Origin of the sequence: Ottowia sp., assembly GCF_046348305.1 — a bacterium.
Lineage (GTDB): Bacteria > Pseudomonadota > Gammaproteobacteria > Burkholderiales > Burkholderiaceae_C > Ottowia.
On the sequence record NZ_JAXMEM010000004.1, the window covers coordinates 274,662 to 289,220 of the forward strand.

The following is a 14,559-nucleotide window of genomic DNA, read 5'->3' on the forward strand; positions in this document are numbered from 1 at the left end:
CCACCTGCTCCTTGACCGTCTCTCAACGCCCACCCCGCATCGGCCTGGCCCTGGGCAGCGGCTCGGCGCGCGGCTGGGCGCACATCGGGGTGCTGCGGGCGTTGCTGGACGCGGGCGTGCGGCCCGACGTGGTGTGCGGCGCCTCGGTGGGCGCCATCGTGGGCGCGGCCTATGCCACGGGCGAGCTGGACCGCTTCGAGGCCTGGGTGCGCAGCATGGACCGGCGCAAGGTGATGTCGTACATGGACTTCAACCTCGCCGGCGGCATGCTCAAGGGCGAGCGGTTGGTGGCCTTCATGCGCGCGCACTTCGACGACCGGCCGATCGAGGCGCTGACCACGCCGTTCGCTGCCGTGGCCACGGCGCTGCACTCGGGCGACGAAGTGTGGCTGCGCAGCGGCTCGGTGGCCGATGCGGTGCGCGCCTCGTTCGCGCTGCCGGGGCTGTTCACCCCGGTGTGGCGCGAGGGGCGCCTGCTGGCCGACGGCGGCCTGGTCAACCCGGTGCCGGTGTCGCTGGCGCGCGCGCTGGGCGCCGACGTGGTGATCGCGGTCGATCTGAACCACGACAAGCTGGGGCGCTACTTTCGCGGCAACGCCGGCGCGCCCGAGCCGCCGGCGCCGCGCAGCGCCTGGGTGCAGTCGCTGCAGCAGGGCCTGGGCGCGCTGTGGCCGCACGGCGGCGCACCGGCCGAAGACGCCGGGGGCACCGAACCGGCGCTGCCGCTGCCCTCGCTGCTCAGCGTGCTGTCCGACAGCATCCAGGTGATGCAGGTGCGTATCACGCGCAGCCGCATGGCGGGCGACCCGGCCGAGGCGGTGATTGCGCCGCGCCTGTCGCACCTGGGTTTGCTGGACTTTCACCGCGCCGACGAGGCAATCGCCGGCGGGCACGCGGCCACCGAAGAGGTGCTGGCGCAACTGGCCGAGCTGGGCCTGATCACCCCGCCCGCTTCGTCCGCGCCACCGCCGCCGCAGCCGCCCTCAGCCTGAGCGTGGCGCGGCGCCGTCCATGGCAAAGCGCCGCGGCACCGCCAGCAGCACCAGCGCCATGAAGACGGCGGCCACGGCCATGCCGACATACAGCTCGCTGGTGGCCGCCGCCAGCGCGCCCTTCAGCCAGGCCTGCACCGCGGCCGGCGCGGCGCCGCCCTGCAACCGGGCCAGCACCGAGTCGACGCCGGCGGGCAGTTCGGCACGCAGCGCCTGCGGCGCCTGCGCCAATCGCTGGCCCATGGCGTGGTTGAACAGGGCGCCGAACACCGCCGCGCCCAGGCTTTGCCCCAGGTAGCGCGCAAACATGTTGCCGCCGGTGACCACGCCGCGCTGCTGCCAGCCCACCACCGACTGCGCGCCCACCAGCAAGGCAGTGGACAACAGGCCGAAGCCCGCGCCCAGCACCAGCTGATCGAGCACCACGGCCCCCACCGGCTGCGGCAAGGCCCGAAAACCCAGTGCCGCCGCCAGCGCCAGCACGGCGCCCAGCAGCGCCGTGTCGCGATAGCCGATGCGCAGGTACAGCCGCGCCGACAACGCCGAGGCCGCGGGCCAGCCCAGGCTGAGGCTGGCCAGCACCAGGCCGGCGGCGATGGCGCCCAGGCCCTGCACCGACTGCAGTAGCGTGGGCAGGTAGATGCTGGGCGCCATCATGGCCAAGCCCATGGCGATCATCACCAGATTGGAGCCGGCCAGCGCGCGGTCGCGCCACAGCCAGCCGGGCATCACCGGCTCGGCCGCGCGCCCTTCCACCCACACCAGCGCCGCCAGGGCCAACGCGGCGGTGGCCAGCAGGGTCAGCGAAGGCGCCGAGCCCCAAGCCCAGGCCTGCCCGCCCTCCAGCAGCGCCACGATCAGCGCGCCCAGCGCCAGCAGCACCAGCGCCGCGCCGGCCACGTCGATGCGCGGGCGCCGCAGTTGGCGCCGCTCGTGCAAAAAGCGCCCAATCAGGCCCAGCGCCAGCACGCCGATCGGCAGGTTGACCAGAAAGATCCAGTGCCAGCTGGCGTACTGCGCAAACGCGCCGCCCAGCAGCGGCCCGGCAATGGCCGCCATGCCCCACATGCTGGACAGCCAGCCCTGCACGGCGCCGCGTTCGTGCACGGCATACAAGTCGCCCGCCAGCGTGTTGACGGTGGCCATCACGGCGCCCGCGCCCAGACCCTGCAGGCCACGAAAGGCGATCAGCGCGTGCATGTCCCAAGCCAGCGAGCAGGCTGCCGAGCCGACCAGAAAGATCAGGGCGCCGCCGATCAGCACCGGCTTGCGCCCCAGCAGGTCGGCCAGCTTGCCGTAGATCGGGATGGTCACCGTCTGCGCCAGCACGTAGATCGAGAACACCCAGCTCACCAGCGCCAGGCCGCCCAAATCGCCCACGATCTGCGGGATGGCGGTGGCCACGATGTTGGTGTCCATGGCGGCCAGCAGCATCATGGCCATCAGGCCGGCCAGCACCCAGCGGCGCTGGCGGGGGTCGGGCGCGGGCGTGGGCGCCGCCGTGGTCATGGCGCGTCGCGGGTCGGCGCGCCGGCTTGCACGGTGGCCAGTGCCAGGCACAGGTCCTGCCAGGCCTTGGCCTTGTCGGTCAGGGCGCGCAGCAGGTAGGCCGGGTGGTAGCTGACGATGACCGGCACGCCCTGGTAGTGGTGCACGCGCCCGCGCAGGCGGCCGATGGGCTCGGTGGTGTTCAAGAGCGACTGCACGGCAAAGCGGCCCAGGGCCAGGATGATCTTGGGTTGCACCAGCGCCACCTGACGGCGCAGGTAGTGCTCGCACTGCGCCACCTCGAAGGGCTCGGGGTTGCGGTTGCCCGGCGGCCGGCACTTGATGACGTTGGCGATGTAGACGCCGGATTTTTGATGTTTTTGGCCGATAGCGCTTGTCGAATCTGCGCGGGCAGCTATTGATTGAATAGTATCGCCAGCGCGGCGCGACAGCCCGATGGCCGCCAGCATGTTGTCCAGCAACTGCCCGGCGGGGCCGACGAAGGGCTCGCCCACGCGGTCCTCGGTCTCGCCCGGCGCCTCGCCCACCACCATCCAGTCGACCGTTTGGCTGCCGGTGCCGAACACCGCCTGCGTGCGCCCGGCGCACAGGCCGCAGGCGCGGCAGGTGGCCACGGCGGCTTGCAGGGCCGGCCAGTCCATGGCGTCGATGCCGGCGGGCAGGGGCGCCAGTGCAATGCTGGCCGGCGCGGGCTGCGGTGCCGGGGCGGCGGCTGGCGGGAGCGGGCGTGCGACGGGCGCAGGCGCCGCAGCGGGGGCCGCTGCCGGTGGCGCACCCACCACCCTGGGGGCCGGGGCCGCGCGCGCGGGCGGCGACTCCACCGGGGCGGGGGCTGCCGCCGGCGCGCGCGGCGCCCACAGCCGCACGCCCATTTCGGCGAGCATGGCGCGTTGGCGGGCGTCCAGCGCCAGACTCATGCCGCCTCCAGCCGCAGGTTCATCACCACCGCGTCCTCGCGCTGGCCATGGGCGGCGGGGTAGTAGCCCTTGCGCAGCCCCACCCGGACAAAGCCGCAGTGTTCGTAGATCTGCCGGGCGCGGGTGTTGCCGGCGCGCACTTCCAGCCACAGCCATTCAGCCTGCTGCCCGCGCGACCAGAGCGCCAGCGCGTCCAGCATGACGCGGGCCCAGCCTTGGCGCTGGTGCGCGGGGGCGACGGTGATGTTGAGCAAATGCACCTCGCGGTAGCCCGCCATGGCGACGAAGTAACCCAGCAGCTCGGCGCCGGCCACCAGGCATTGCAGTTGATAGCCCGCCGCGATGCTGTCGCTGAAGTTGCGGCGCGACCAGGGGTGGCTGTAGGCGCTTTGCTCGATGGCGAGCACGGCGTCCAGGCGCGCGTCGCTCATGGGCTCGAAGTGCGCGTGCACGGCGTGGAGGGTGGACGGCAAGGCGCTCATGGACGGGCACCGGCCTTCATCGCGCGGCGGCCGCCGCGGCGCGCTCGGCCGTGGTCTGCGCCACCTTGTCGCGCACGTACAGCGGCAGCGCCTGCTCGGGCGGCACGGCCTGGCCGGCGGCCCACAAGGCCGGTGCCAGGCCCAGCAGCGCGCGCGCCGTCGGCAGGGCGGCCACGCGGGGCAAGGCCTGCAGGGCGCTGGGCAGGCGCGCGCCATAGGGCGCCCACCCATTGCCCGCCAGCACCCAGGCTTGGGCGCCCGCGGGCAGGGCCAACGCCTCGGGTGCGCACACCACCGTCTCGCCGGCAGCCTGCCAGCCCGCGGGTTCGCTCCAGGCCCAGGGCGCGGCATACACCTGGTCCATGCGCGCGTCCAGCAGCGCCATCACGCGCGTGCTGCCCTGCGCCTGGCGCGCCTCCTCGGCCACGGCCAGCAGGGTGTCGATGGGCAGCACCGGCACGCCGGCGCCAAACGCCAGGCCCTGCGCCACCGCGCAGGCCGTGCGCAGGCCGGTGAACGAGCCCGGCCCCCGCCCGAAGGCAATTGCGTCCAGCGCGGCCAGCGCCAGGCCCGCCTCGTCCAGCAAGCGCAGCACCGCCGGGATCAGCGTGCCCGAGGACTGCGCGCCGCCCGCGCCCGCGTGCAGCCATTGCCGATCGCCGCGCTGCACGCCGATCGACATCTGCTCGGTGCTGGTATCAAAGGCCAGGAAGTTCATGTCACCGCATTTTCGCCGCTTGCCGCCGGCGGCGGCACGGGCGGCGCCGCGCGCACCCCCAACAGGATGCCGCCGGTCACCAGCACCAGCCCGGCCACCCCGTTCCAGCCCAGCGGCTCGCCCAGCAGCGCCACCGCGCCCAGGGCCGACAGCCCGGGCACCAGGGCCGTGAGCATGGTAGTGCGCACGGGTCCGAACGCCTGGATCATGGCAACGAAGGTGATGCCCGCGACGACGACGACGCCCACGCCCTGAAACAAGGCCTGACCGAAGATTTCGCCCCAGGGCGCGGCGCGCAGGTGCGAGGGCAGCCAGCCCAGCCCCGCGCCCAACGCAAACAGCGGCGCGTAGCACAGCACGCCGAAGGCGGTGATGGCGACGGTGGCGGGCACCGGCTCGAGCGCAAAGCGGCGCGCCAGCACGCTGTACATCGACCAGCAAAAGGCCGCGCAGACAAAGATCGCGTCGCCCTTCCACACCGCACCGCCGTCCAGCGCCGTGAGCAGGCCGGCGCCGCCCACCACCGCGCCGCCCAGCGCGATGCAGGCCAGCGCCAGCACGCGCATGCGCGTCAGGCGCTCGCCCAGCAGCGGCACCGCCAGAAAGCCCGCCCACAGCGGCAAGCAGCCCGGCATCAGCACCGAGCCGTGTGCCGCCGGGGCATAGAAGAAGCCCGCATAGCACAGCACCGAATACAGCAGACCGCCAAAAAGGCCCGTGAGCGCGGTCGGCTTGAGCGGCAGGGGCGACAGGCCCCACAGCGAACCCCGCCCGTGCGCCGGCCCGCCCCGGCGCGTAAGCCACAGCCCCCAGGGCAGCAGCACCGCCGCCGCGCCCAGCAGGCGCACCAGCGCCAGGTCGAACGGCGTCAGCGTGTGCGCCGCCGAGGCGCGGCCGACGATGATGAAGCCGGTCCACAGGGCCACCGTGACAACGGCGGCCAGGGTGCCGACCGCACGGGGAGACAGGGGCATGGGCGGAATTATCCCGAAAGCGGCCGCTAGGACCCTAGGCGGCAGAAGATGGCGCGAGCGGTCAACCGCCGCTTTCAGGATGGTCGATGTGCGGCGCGGCGGGCGATGCGGCGTGGCAGCACCGCGCCCTACCCCGGCCCAACGTCGCCATCGCCCGTGCGGATGTTGGTTTCGACCGGCGCGTTGGGGTCATAGGGCGGCGGGTTGCGCGGGCCCGGACGGGGCGCGGCGCGCACGGGGGCATGAGGCTGGCCGTCGGCCGGCGCCACGCGCGTGCAGGTGACCGGCTCGGGGATGTTGGTGTAACTCAGGCGCACCAGGCGCCGGTCCACGCCCAGACCGAAATCGGCGATCACGGTGGGGTCGCTGTAGATCAGTTCGTCCTCGCGCTGGTGGGGCAGGCGCTCGAGCACCACATGGCCGCGCTGGCCGTCGAGCATGGCCATGTCCTGATACAGCCGCGCCTCGAAGCTCAGGCCGTTGGGACACTCGTAGGCCAGGCGCGGCGCGTCGCGCACCGCGGCGCAGCCGGCCAGGGCGAGCACGGCCAGCAGGGCCGCGCCGTCGCGCGCCCGTCGTCTGGCGCGCGCGGGGCTCATCGCGCCCCGGCGGCGCCTGCGCAGGGCCGTATTCAGAAGACCGCGAAGCAGGCCATGCCAGCAAACGCCGTGGCCGGACCTGCGCCGGCCACTGGCGTTGTCCCCCCCCAGGGGGGAAGGCGCGCAGCGACGCAGGGGGGAGCTTATTTCGGCCACAGCGCCCACAGCTTGAGCGGCTGCTTCATGCGGCCGGCAAAGTCGCCCGCCTCGGGGCCCCAGCCGGCAAAGAAGTCGGCGCGCACGGCGCCGGTGATGGCGCTGCCGGTGTCCTGCGCCAGCACCAGGCGTTGCAGCTTGGCGACGGGGCCGCTGGAGGCCAGCCACACCGGCGTGCCGTAGGGGATGCTTTGCGGATCGACGGCGATGGAGCGCCCGGGGGTGAGCGCCACGCCCTGCGCGCCGCGCGGGCCGAATTGCGTGTCCAGCTCGCTCAGGGGCTCCTCGCGGAAGAACACCACGCGCGGGTTGCTCCACAAAAAATCCTGCAATCGCGTGGGGTTGGCGGCCAACCAGGCGCGGATGCCGGGCCAGGTGGTGTCGCCCGTCAGGCCCTGGGTCTTGGCCCAGGCGCCGGGGCTGCGGTAGGGCTGCTCGTTGGTGGCGGCAAAGGCCAGGCGCAGCAGGCGCTGGCTGCCGTCGGGCTCGGTCACGCGCACGCGGCCCGAGCCCTGGATTTGCAGGATCAGCGCGTCGATCGGGTCGGCCATCCAGGCGATCTCGTTGCCGGCCAGCTGGGCGCGCACGTCGGGCCGGGTGTCGATGTCCTGGCGCGTGTACCAGGGCTTGCGCGGCGTGAGGCCGGGTGGGGCGCGGTAGATCGGCACCTCGAAACCGTTGCCGCGCTGGCGCATGGCGTCGTACACGGGCTCGAAGTAGCTGGTCAGCAGGCCTTCGGTGGCGCCGTCCAGCGGCTCGACGCGGTACGGTTGCAGGCGCACGCGCATCCATTGGCGCTGCTCTTCGGGCGTGGCCAGCGTCAGGCGCCGCACCTCGCTGCACAGGCCTTTGAAGTTGGCGGGCGGGCGCTCGCAACTCTTGATCCAGGCGTTCCAGGCCTCGTTGGTGGCGTCCGCGTCGAAGCCCGGCAGGTCGGCCCAGCGCACCGGCACCCAGCGGCTGTGCGCGCGCTGCAGGGCGGGGCCGGTGGGGGTGCTGTCGGGCGTCTCGCCCAGGGTGGGCAGGGGCGCTTCGGTGCCGGCGGGCGGCGCAGGTGCGGGCGGCGTGGGCGGCTTGACGGCGCAGCTGGCCAGCATTCCTACAATGAGGGCGAACGCAAGAAACCGAAACACGCCTGTCATGACCTTGCTGATTCTGGAAGCGCTGGCCGCGCTGCTGCTGTTTGTGCTGATGATCTGGTGGACCATGTTTTCGGGCCGCAAGAAGGGCGAGTTGCCGCCCCGTGAATCGTCCGAAGCCCCGGAAGAACCCCCCAGCGATCGTCAGAGTTGAGCCCCAGGAGCTTGGGCGGCTTGGGACGAGCCGGCGGACCGGCCCGCGCCATTATGGTTCCAACGCCCCCGGCCGGCGCAGATTCGGCGCAAAGCCGGCGGCGACGACCGCGCGCCCGATGCCTTGACGCCGATCCGGCACGGCCCGATATCGCGCACCCGTGCGCACCACATCGGTGCATCAAAAACGGATTGTGGTGCGCTGGCGGCCGACTGCGCAAATTCCTGTTTTCATAGCATCTTGCGCTGATCTGCCGGGCTTTGCAGCCCCATCATCGAACAAAAACATTCTCGATCGCCCACCCTGGCACGGTAGTTGCTGGATTCTGTGTGCGACCCCTGCATCCGCAGTGGATTCGACGATGTTCAGGGGCGACCCTGGGAGATGATGGTGAAGCAATCCAGACTGGTGATGGTGGGCAACGGCATGGCGGGCGTGCGCGCGCTGGAGGAGCTGCTGAAGATCGCGCCCGAGCTGTACGAGATCACGGTGTTCGGCGCCGAGCCGCACCCCAACTACAACCGCATCCTGCTCTCGCCCGTGCTGGCGGGCGAGCAGCAGTTGTCGGAAATCGTGCTCAACGACTGGGGCTGGTACGCCGAGCACGGCATCACGCTGCACGCGGGCTGCACGGTGACCGAGGTGGACCGACGCCGGCGCCTCGTGCGCGGCGTGACGGCGGACGGGCAGAGCGTCGAGGCCGGCTACGACCGGCTGATCCTGGCCACAGGCTCCAGGCCCTTCATCCTGCCGATTGCCGGCGCCGGGCTGCAGGGCGTGCTGGCCTACCGCGACATCGCCGACACCGAGGCCATGATTGCCGCCGCCGCGCAGTACCGGAACGCGGTGGTCATCGGCGGTGGCCTGTTGGGCCTGGAGGCGGCCAACGGGCTGATGAAGCGCGGCATGCAGGTCAGCGTGGTGCACGCCGGCGAATGGCTGATGGAGCGCCAGCTCGACGCCGTGGCCGGCCAGATGCTGCAAAAGTCGCTGGCCGAGCGTGGCATGGCGTTCTTGATGCAGGCGCAGACGCAGGAGCTGCTGGGCAATGCCGCAGGGCGGGTGCGCGCGGTGCGCTTCAAGGACGGCAGCGAGGTGGCCGCCGACCTGGTGGTGATGGCCGTGGGCATCCGCCCCAACACGGCCTTGGCCGAATCCATGCGCCTGCATGTGGATCGCGGCATCGTGGTGGGCGACACGCTGCAAACGACCACCGACGCACGCATCTACGCCGTGGGCGAATGCGCCGCGCACCGGGGCGTGGCCTACGGGCTGGTGGCGCCGCTGTTCGAGCAGGGCAAGGTGCTGGCCAACCACCTGGCGGAGTTCGGCATCGGCCGCTACCAGGGCTCGCAGACCTCGACCAAGCTCAAGGTGACGGGCATCGACCTGTTCTCCGCCGGCGACTTCATGGGCGGCGCGGGCACCGAGGAAATCGTGCTCAGCGACCCCGGCAGCGGCACCTACAAGAAGCTGGTGCTGAAGGACGACAAGCTGGTCGGCGCCTGCCTGTACGGCAACACCGTCGATGGCGGCTGGTACTTCAAGCTGCTGCGCGACGCGCGCCCGGTGACCGACATCCGCGCCACGCTGATGTTTGGCGAGAGCAACATCGGCGAGGGCGGCCATGCCGGCCAGAACCAGGCGGCATCCATGCCCGACGAGGCCGAGGTCTGCGGCTGCAACGGCGTGAGCAAGGGCACGATCTGCAAGGCCATCAAGGACAAGGGCCTGTTTACCCTGGACGAGGTGCGCAAACACACCAAGGCCAGCGCCAGCTGCGGCTCGTGCACCGGGCTGGTCGAGCAGATCCTGATGGCCACGGTGGGCGGCGCCTATGCCGCCACGCCCCAGACCAAGCCGGTGTGCGCCTGCACCGAGCATGGCCACCAGGCCCTGCGCGACGCCATCCGCACGCACCGGCTGCTGAGCAAGGAGGCGGTGTTCGCCTTCATGGAATGGAAGACGCCCGACGGCTGCCCCAGCTGCCGCCCGGCGATCAACTATTACCTGCTGAGCACCTGGCCCGGGCAGGCGCAGGACGACCCGCAAAGCCGCGCCATCAACGAGCGCAGCCACGCCAACATCCAGAAGGACGGGACGTATTCCGTGGTGCCGCGCATGTGGGGCGGCGAGACCACGGCCGCCGAGCTGCGCCGCATCGCCGACGTGGTGGACAAGTACCGCATCCCCACGGTGAAGGTGACGGGCGGCCAGCGCATCGACCTGCTGGGCGTGAAGAAGGAAGACCTGCAGGCCGTGTGGGCCGACATCGGCATGCCCAGCGGCCACGCCTACGCCAAGGGCCTGCGCACCGTCAAGACCTGCGTGGGCAGCCAATGGTGCCGCATGGGCACGCAGGACAGCACGCAAATGGGCAAGGACCTGGAGCACGCCCTGGTCGGCATGGTCGCGCCGCACAAGGTCAAGCTGGCCGTCAGCGGCTGTCCGCGCAACTGCGCCGAAAGCGGCATCAAGGACGTGGGCGTGATCGGCGTCGAGTCGGGCTGGGAGATCTACGTCGCCGGCAACGGCGGCATCAAGACCGAGGTGGCGCAGTTCTTTGCCAAGGTCAAGACCGCCGCCGAGGTGCTGGAGGTCAGCGGCGCCTTCTTGCAGCTGTACCGCGAGGAGGGCTGGTACCTGGAGCGCACCGTGCATTACGTGGCGCGCGTGGGGCTTCAGCATGTCAAGCAAAAGGTGCTGGAAGACGCGGCGAATCGCCAGGCGCTGTGGGCGCGGCTGCAGGCGGCGCTGGCGGATGAGCCCGATCCGTGGTTCGAAGGCGAGAAGGCGCGCATCGATCAGCGCCAGTTCATCTCGATCGTGCCCATGGCGACCTGATTCAAGTTCAAAACAGCCGGTAACCGGCCAGCAACAAGCGCATGCAGCTCTGAAAGGAATAGCAATGACCGAATGGACCGCCATCTGTTTCGTGCACGACATCCCCGCGCTCGGCGCGCGCCGCGTGCGCCGAGCGCGCGGCCTGGACGTGGCCATCTTCCGCAACGGTGCGAACGAGGTGTTCGCCCTGCTCGACCGCTGCCCGCACAAGGGCGGCCCGCTGTCGCAGGGCCTGGTGTTCGGCCGCAACGTGGCCTGCCCGCTGCACGGTTGGGCCATCGACCTGGCCGACGGCCAGGCCGCCGCGCCCGACACGGGCTGCACGCCGCGCTTTGCAGTGAAGGTGGACGCCGGCATCGTGTACCTGAGCACGCAGGAGATGGCCAGCCACGCCCTCGATCTGCAGGCGCCGGTCGCCGGGCCGTGCCGGCACCGCCACGCCGCCGCCTGAACCCCGCCCCTCTCATCAACCCGTCGCAGAAAGTCCCCCATGTCCTACCTCAGCCCCGCCGAGTTCGTCACCAAGATGATCGATACCGGCGAAGCCAAGATCCACATGTCCACGCGCGACACCTTGATCCGCGCCTACATGGCCGGCGCCATCCTGGCGCTGGCGGCGGTGTTTGCCGTCACCGCCACCGTCATGAGCGGCTCGGCGCTGATCGGCGCGCTGCTGTTTCCGGTGGGCGTGTGCATGCTCTACCTGCTGGGCTTCGACCTGCTGACGGGCGTGTTCATGCTCACGCCGCTGGCCTGGCTGGACCAGCGCCCCGGCGCCAGCATCCGGGGCATCCTGCGCAACTGGGGCTTGGTGTTCGTGGGCAACTTTTTGGGCGCGCTCACGGTGGCGGGCATGATGGCCTTCATCTTCACCTACGGCTTTTCGGTGCCGCCCAACGAGATCGGGCAGAAGATCGGCCACATCGGCGAGGCGCGCACGCTGGGCTATGCAAAATACGGGCTGATGGGCTGGCTCACCATCTTCCTGCGCGGCGTGCTGTGCAACTGGATGGTGTCCACCGGCGTGGTCGGCGCCATGATCTCCACCACCGTCAGCGGCAAGGTCATCGCCATGTGGATGCCGATCATGCTGTTCTTTGCCATGGGCTTCGAGCATTCGGTGGTCAACATGTTCCTGTTTCCCTCGGGCCTGATGATGGGCGGCAACTTCTCCATCCTGGACTACTTCATCTGGAACGAAATCCCGGTGGTGCTGGGCAACCTGGTGGGCGGCATCGCCTTCACGGGCCTGACGCTCTACACCACGCACGCCCGCACGGCGCCGGCACGCAGCCCGGTCTGACTTCGAGTGCATACACCATGGCCCTGGGTCCCTACATCAAGATCATCGGCCGCGGCGCGCGCGGCGCCGGCGCCCTGGAGCGCGCGCAGGCGGCCGACCTGCTGGGCCAGGTGCTGGACGGGCAGGCCAGCGATCTGGAAATCGGCGCCTTCTGCGTGGCCATGCGCATCAAGGGCGAGACGGCCGAAGAGATGTGCGGCTTTCTGGATGCCGTGCAGGCACGCATCGCCCGCTTTCCCGCCGGCGCCGACGGCCGGCCGCTGATCGTGCTGCCCAGCTACAACGGCGCGCGCAAGCTGCCCGTGCTGACGCCGCTGCTGGCGCTGCTGCTGGCACGCCAGGGCCAGCGCGTGCTGCTGCACGGCATGCGCACCGAGGCGCGCCGCGTTCTGGCATCCGATGTGCTTGAAGCGCTCGACGTTCCTGCGTTAACAGCTACCAAACAAATAGCGAATGGCGAAGTGGTCCACGTCGATACTGCGCTGCTGCACCCCGGCCTGGCGCGCCTGCTGGCCACGCGCGAGACGCTGGGCCTGCGCAACCCCGGCCACAGCGTCGCCAAACTCTTGAGCCCGTGCGACGGCCCGACGCTGGTGGTGGCCAGCTACACCCACCCGGCGTACTTCGAGCTGCTGTGCGCCACGTTCAGCACCCTGGGCATGCACGCCCTGCTCTCGCGCGGGCTGGAGGGCGAGGTGGCGGCCGACCCGCGCCGCACGCCGCGCTACGACGCCTTCGTGGCCGGCGCGCACGCGCTGCTGGATGAGCAGCAGCCGGGCACCGCCAGCGAGGTGCCCGGCCTGCCCAGCGCCATCGACGTGGCCAGCACCGCCACCTACACGCGCCGCGTGCTGGCGGGCGAGCTGCCGGTGCCGGCGGCGCTGCAGCGGCAGGTGGAGCACATCGTGCACCTGAGCGCCCGCATCGCGGCAAAGGCGCCATCATGAACAAGCCCCCTGCGGCCGGCCGCTGCACCCTGGTCGGCGCCGGCCCGGGCGATCCGGAACTGCTCACGCTCAAGGCGCTGAAGGCCATCCAGGCCGCCACCGTGCTGCTGGTGGACGACCTGGTGAGCGACCAGATCGTGGCGCTGGCCCCGGCCGGCGCGCGCATCGTGCGCGTGGGCAAGCGCGGCGGCTGCAAGAGCACGCCCCAGGCCTTCATCGAGCGACTGATGGTGCGGGCCGCGCGCGCCGGCGAGCAGGTGGTGCGCCTGAAGGGGGGCGATCCCTTCATCTTCGGCCGCGGCGGCGAGGAGGTGGAGCAGCTGCGCGCCGCGGGCATCGAGGTCCAGGTCATCAACGGCATCACCGCCGGCCTGGCCGGCATGACGCTGCTGGGCGCGCCGCTGACGCACCGCACGCATGCGCACGGCGTGCTCTTCGTCACCGGCCACAACCGGCCCGGCGACACGGCCCCCGACTGGCGCCAGCTGGCCGCCACGGCGCGCGACGCGCGCCTGACCCTGGTCATCTACATGGGCATGGCCGGCTGCGCCGATATCCAGCACGGCCTGCTGAGCAGCCTGCCGGCGCACACGCCGGCGGTGGTGATCCAACACGTGAGCCTGCCGCAGCAGCGCCATGCGCGCACCACGCTGGGCGCGCTGCACGACACGATCGAGCGCGAAGGACTGGGCAGCCCCGCGGTGATCGTGGTCGGCGACGTGGTGCGCGGCGTGGCGGCGGCCCTGCAACAGCCCGCCACCGGTCAGATCAGCGCCGCGATCGCCTGACCCATCTCGGCGGTGCTGGCCGCGCCGCCCAGGTCGCGCGTGCGCGGGCCCTCGCGCAGCACGGTTTCGATGGCGCGCAGGATGGCGTCGTGCGCGGGCGCCTCACCCAGAAATTGCAGCATCAGCGCGGCCGACCAGATCATCGCCACCGGGTTGGCGATGCCCTGCCCGAAAATGTCGGGCGCCGAGCCATGCACGGGCTCGAACAGACTGGGGAAGGTGCGCTCGGGGTTCAGGTTGGCTGAAGGAGCGAGCCCGATGGTGCCGGTGCAGGCCGGGCCCAGGTCGGACAGGATGTCGCCGAACAGGTTGCTGGCCACCACCACGTCGAAGCGCTCGGGCTGCAGCACGAAGCGCGCCGTCAGGATGTCGATGTGGTGCTTCTCGACCGCGATCTGCGGGTAGTTCTTGGCCATGGCGTCAGCGCGGCCGTCCCACCAGGGCATGCTGATGGCGATGCCGTTGCTCTTGGTGGCCACGTCCAGCTTGCGGCGCGGGCGCGCGGCCGCCTGCTCGAAGGCGAACTTGAGCACGCGGTCGGCGCCGAAGCGGCTCATCACCGTCTCCTGCACCACGATCTCGCGCTCGGTGCCGGCATACATCACGCCGCCCAGGTTGGTGTATTCGCCCTCGGTGTTCTCGCGCACCACCAGAAAGTCAATGTCGCCCGCCTGCTTGCCGGCCAGCGGGCAGGGCACGCCGGCGAACAGGCGTACCGGGCGCAGGTTGATGTACTGGTCGAACTCGCGCCGGAACTTGAGCAGGCTGCCCCACAGCGACACGTGATCGGGCACGGTGGCGGGCCAGCCGACGGCGCCGAACAGCAGCGCGTCCATGCCCTGCAACTGCTCTTTCCAGTCGGGCGGCATCATCTCGCCGTGCTGGCGGTAGTGCTCGCAGCTGGCCCAGGCGATGGGGGTGAGCTCGAGCCGGACGCCGAACTTCTGCTGCACGGCGGCGAGCACGCGCAGCGCCTCGGGCATCACCTCGGTGCCGATGCCGTCGCCCGGGATGACGGCGATGCGGTGGGCGCTCAT

The 14,559-nt window shown here is 71.2% G+C and carries 15 protein-coding genes; 7 read left to right on the forward strand and 8 right to left on the reverse strand.

The window, feature by feature from the left end:
* The first annotated feature begins 11 nt into the window (after positions 1–11).
* Positions 12–992: a patatin-like phospholipase family protein gene (locus tag U1F38_RS05460; RefSeq protein ID WP_409986041.1), complete on the forward strand. Its 981-nt coding sequence runs from the start codon at positions 12–14 to the stop codon at positions 990–992.
* Here U1F38_RS05460 and U1F38_RS05465 read toward each other — a convergent pair.
* The 7 genes from U1F38_RS05465 to U1F38_RS05495 form a co-directional block, all read right to left on the reverse strand.
* Positions 984–2,501 (reverse strand): MFS transporter, encoded by a 1,518-nt coding sequence (locus U1F38_RS05465; protein WP_409986042.1) that lies wholly within the window; start codon positions 2,499–2,501, stop codon positions 984–986. The genes U1F38_RS05460 and U1F38_RS05465 overlap by 9 nt on opposite strands.
* A complete protein-coding gene (locus U1F38_RS05470) occupies positions 2,498–3,418 on the reverse strand; it encodes a uracil-DNA glycosylase family protein (RefSeq protein WP_409986043.1) in 921 nt (306 codons plus the stop codon). The genes U1F38_RS05465 and U1F38_RS05470 overlap by 4 nt, the downstream gene beginning before the upstream one ends.
* Complete coding sequence (gene rimI / locus U1F38_RS05475) at positions 3,415–3,900, reverse strand: ribosomal protein S18-alanine N-acetyltransferase (protein ID WP_409986044.1); 486 nt, start codon at positions 3,898–3,900, stop codon at positions 3,415–3,417. The genes U1F38_RS05470 and rimI overlap by 4 nt, the downstream gene beginning before the upstream one ends.
* Positions 3,901–3,916: 16 nt before the next feature.
* On the reverse strand, positions 3,917–4,618 hold the full coding sequence (tsaB, locus tag U1F38_RS05480; protein ID WP_409986045.1) for a tRNA (adenosine(37)-N6)-threonylcarbamoyltransferase complex dimerization subunit type 1 TsaB: 702 nt from the start codon (positions 4,616–4,618) through the stop codon (positions 3,917–3,919).
* Positions 4,615–5,592 carry a DMT family transporter gene (locus U1F38_RS05485; protein ID WP_409986046.1) on the reverse strand — a complete coding sequence of 326 codons (978 nt, stop codon included), beginning with the start codon at positions 5,590–5,592 and terminating at the stop codon, positions 4,615–4,617. Before U1F38_RS05485 ends, tsaB begins: the two co-directional genes overlap by 4 nt.
* A 128-nt stretch (positions 5,593–5,720) precedes the next feature.
* The gene (locus tag U1F38_RS05490) at positions 5,721–6,191 is read right to left on the reverse strand and encodes a hypothetical protein (protein WP_409986047.1); all 471 of its coding nucleotides are present in this window, start codon (positions 6,189–6,191) and stop codon (positions 5,721–5,723) included.
* Between the two features lie 143 nt (positions 6,192–6,334).
* The gene (locus U1F38_RS05495; RefSeq protein ID WP_409986048.1) at positions 6,335–7,555 is read right to left on the reverse strand and encodes a murein transglycosylase A; all 1,221 of its coding nucleotides are present in this window, start codon (positions 7,553–7,555) and stop codon (positions 6,335–6,337) included.
* On the opposite strand from U1F38_RS05495, the gene U1F38_RS05500 reads away from it, so the two are divergent.
* The 6 genes from U1F38_RS05500 (at position 7,488) to cobA (ending at position 13,522) form a co-directional block, all read left to right on the forward strand.
* Positions 7,488–7,640, forward strand: a complete 153-nt coding sequence (locus U1F38_RS05500) for a hypothetical protein (RefSeq protein WP_409986049.1) — start codon at positions 7,488–7,490, stop codon at positions 7,638–7,640. The two genes, U1F38_RS05495 and U1F38_RS05500, sit on opposite strands and share 68 nt — an antisense overlap.
* Before the next feature lie 387 nt (positions 7,641–8,027).
* Positions 8,028–10,484, forward strand: a complete 2,457-nt coding sequence (gene nirB, locus U1F38_RS05505) for a nitrite reductase large subunit NirB (RefSeq protein ID WP_409986152.1) — start codon at positions 8,028–8,030, stop codon at positions 10,482–10,484.
* Between the two features lie 64 nt (positions 10,485–10,548).
* Positions 10,549–10,935 (forward strand): nitrite reductase small subunit NirD, encoded by a 387-nt coding sequence (nirD, locus tag U1F38_RS05510; RefSeq protein ID WP_409986050.1) that lies wholly within the window; start codon positions 10,549–10,551, stop codon positions 10,933–10,935.
* A 39-nt stretch (positions 10,936–10,974) separates the two neighbouring features.
* Complete coding sequence (locus U1F38_RS05515; RefSeq protein WP_409986051.1) at positions 10,975–11,787, forward strand: formate/nitrite transporter family protein; 813 nt, start codon at positions 10,975–10,977, stop codon at positions 11,785–11,787.
* A gap of 17 nt (positions 11,788–11,804) precedes the next feature.
* Positions 11,805–12,734 (forward strand): DNA-binding protein YbiB, encoded by a 930-nt coding sequence (gene ybiB / locus U1F38_RS05520; protein WP_409986052.1) that lies wholly within the window; start codon positions 11,805–11,807, stop codon positions 12,732–12,734.
* A complete protein-coding gene (cobA, locus tag U1F38_RS05525; protein WP_409986053.1) occupies positions 12,731–13,522 on the forward strand; it encodes a uroporphyrinogen-III C-methyltransferase in 792 nt (263 codons plus the stop codon). The genes ybiB and cobA overlap by 4 nt, the downstream gene beginning before the upstream one ends.
* Here the strand turns inward: cobA and U1F38_RS05530 are convergent.
* Positions 13,498–14,559, reverse strand: coding sequence for a tartrate dehydrogenase (locus U1F38_RS05530; protein WP_409986054.1), 1,062 nt, complete (start codon positions 14,557–14,559; stop codon positions 13,498–13,500). The two genes, cobA and U1F38_RS05530, sit on opposite strands and share 25 nt — an antisense overlap.

Excerpts from the sequence above, each read along its gene's own strand:
- U1F38_RS05485 (WP_409986046.1), bottom strand. The coding sequence starts at position 5,592 with ATGCCCCTGTCTCCCCGTGCGGTCGGCACCCTGGCCGCCGTTGTCACG.
- U1F38_RS05465 (WP_409986042.1), bottom strand. The coding sequence starts at position 2,501 with ATGACCACGGCGGCGCCCACGCCCGCGCCCGACCCCCGCCAGCGCCGC.
- U1F38_RS05490 (WP_409986047.1), bottom strand. The coding sequence starts at position 6,191 with ATGAGCCCCGCGCGCGCCAGACGACGGGCGCGCGACGGCGCGGCCCTG.
- U1F38_RS05515 (WP_409986051.1), top strand. The coding sequence starts at position 10,975 with ATGTCCTACCTCAGCCCCGCCGAGTTCGTCACCAAGATGATCGATACC.
- tsaB (WP_409986045.1), bottom strand. The coding sequence starts at position 4,618 with ATGAACTTCCTGGCCTTTGATACCAGCACCGAGCAGATGTCGATCGGC.
- rimI (WP_409986044.1), bottom strand. The coding sequence starts at position 3,900 with ATGAGCGCCTTGCCGTCCACCCTCCACGCCGTGCACGCGCACTTCGAG.
- nirD (WP_409986050.1), top strand. The coding sequence starts at position 10,549 with ATGACCGAATGGACCGCCATCTGTTTCGTGCACGACATCCCCGCGCTC.
- U1F38_RS05495 (WP_409986048.1), bottom strand. The coding sequence starts at position 7,555 with ATGGTCCACCAGATCATCAGCACAAACAGCAGCAGCGCGGCCAGCGCT.
- ybiB (WP_409986052.1), top strand. The coding sequence starts at position 11,805 with ATGGCCCTGGGTCCCTACATCAAGATCATCGGCCGCGGCGCGCGCGGC.
- cobA (WP_409986053.1), top strand. The coding sequence starts at position 12,731 with ATGAACAAGCCCCCTGCGGCCGGCCGCTGCACCCTGGTCGGCGCCGGC.
- nirB (WP_409986152.1), top strand. The coding sequence starts at position 8,028 with ATGGTGAAGCAATCCAGACTGGTGATGGTGGGCAACGGCATGGCGGGC.
- U1F38_RS05500 (WP_409986049.1), top strand. The coding sequence starts at position 7,488 with ATGACCTTGCTGATTCTGGAAGCGCTGGCCGCGCTGCTGCTGTTTGTG.
- U1F38_RS05530 (WP_409986054.1), bottom strand. The coding sequence starts at position 14,559 with ATGAGCGCCCACCGCATCGCCGTCATCCCGGGCGACGGCATCGGCACC.
- U1F38_RS05470 (WP_409986043.1), bottom strand. The coding sequence starts at position 3,418 with ATGAGTCTGGCGCTGGACGCCCGCCAACGCGCCATGCTCGCCGAAATG.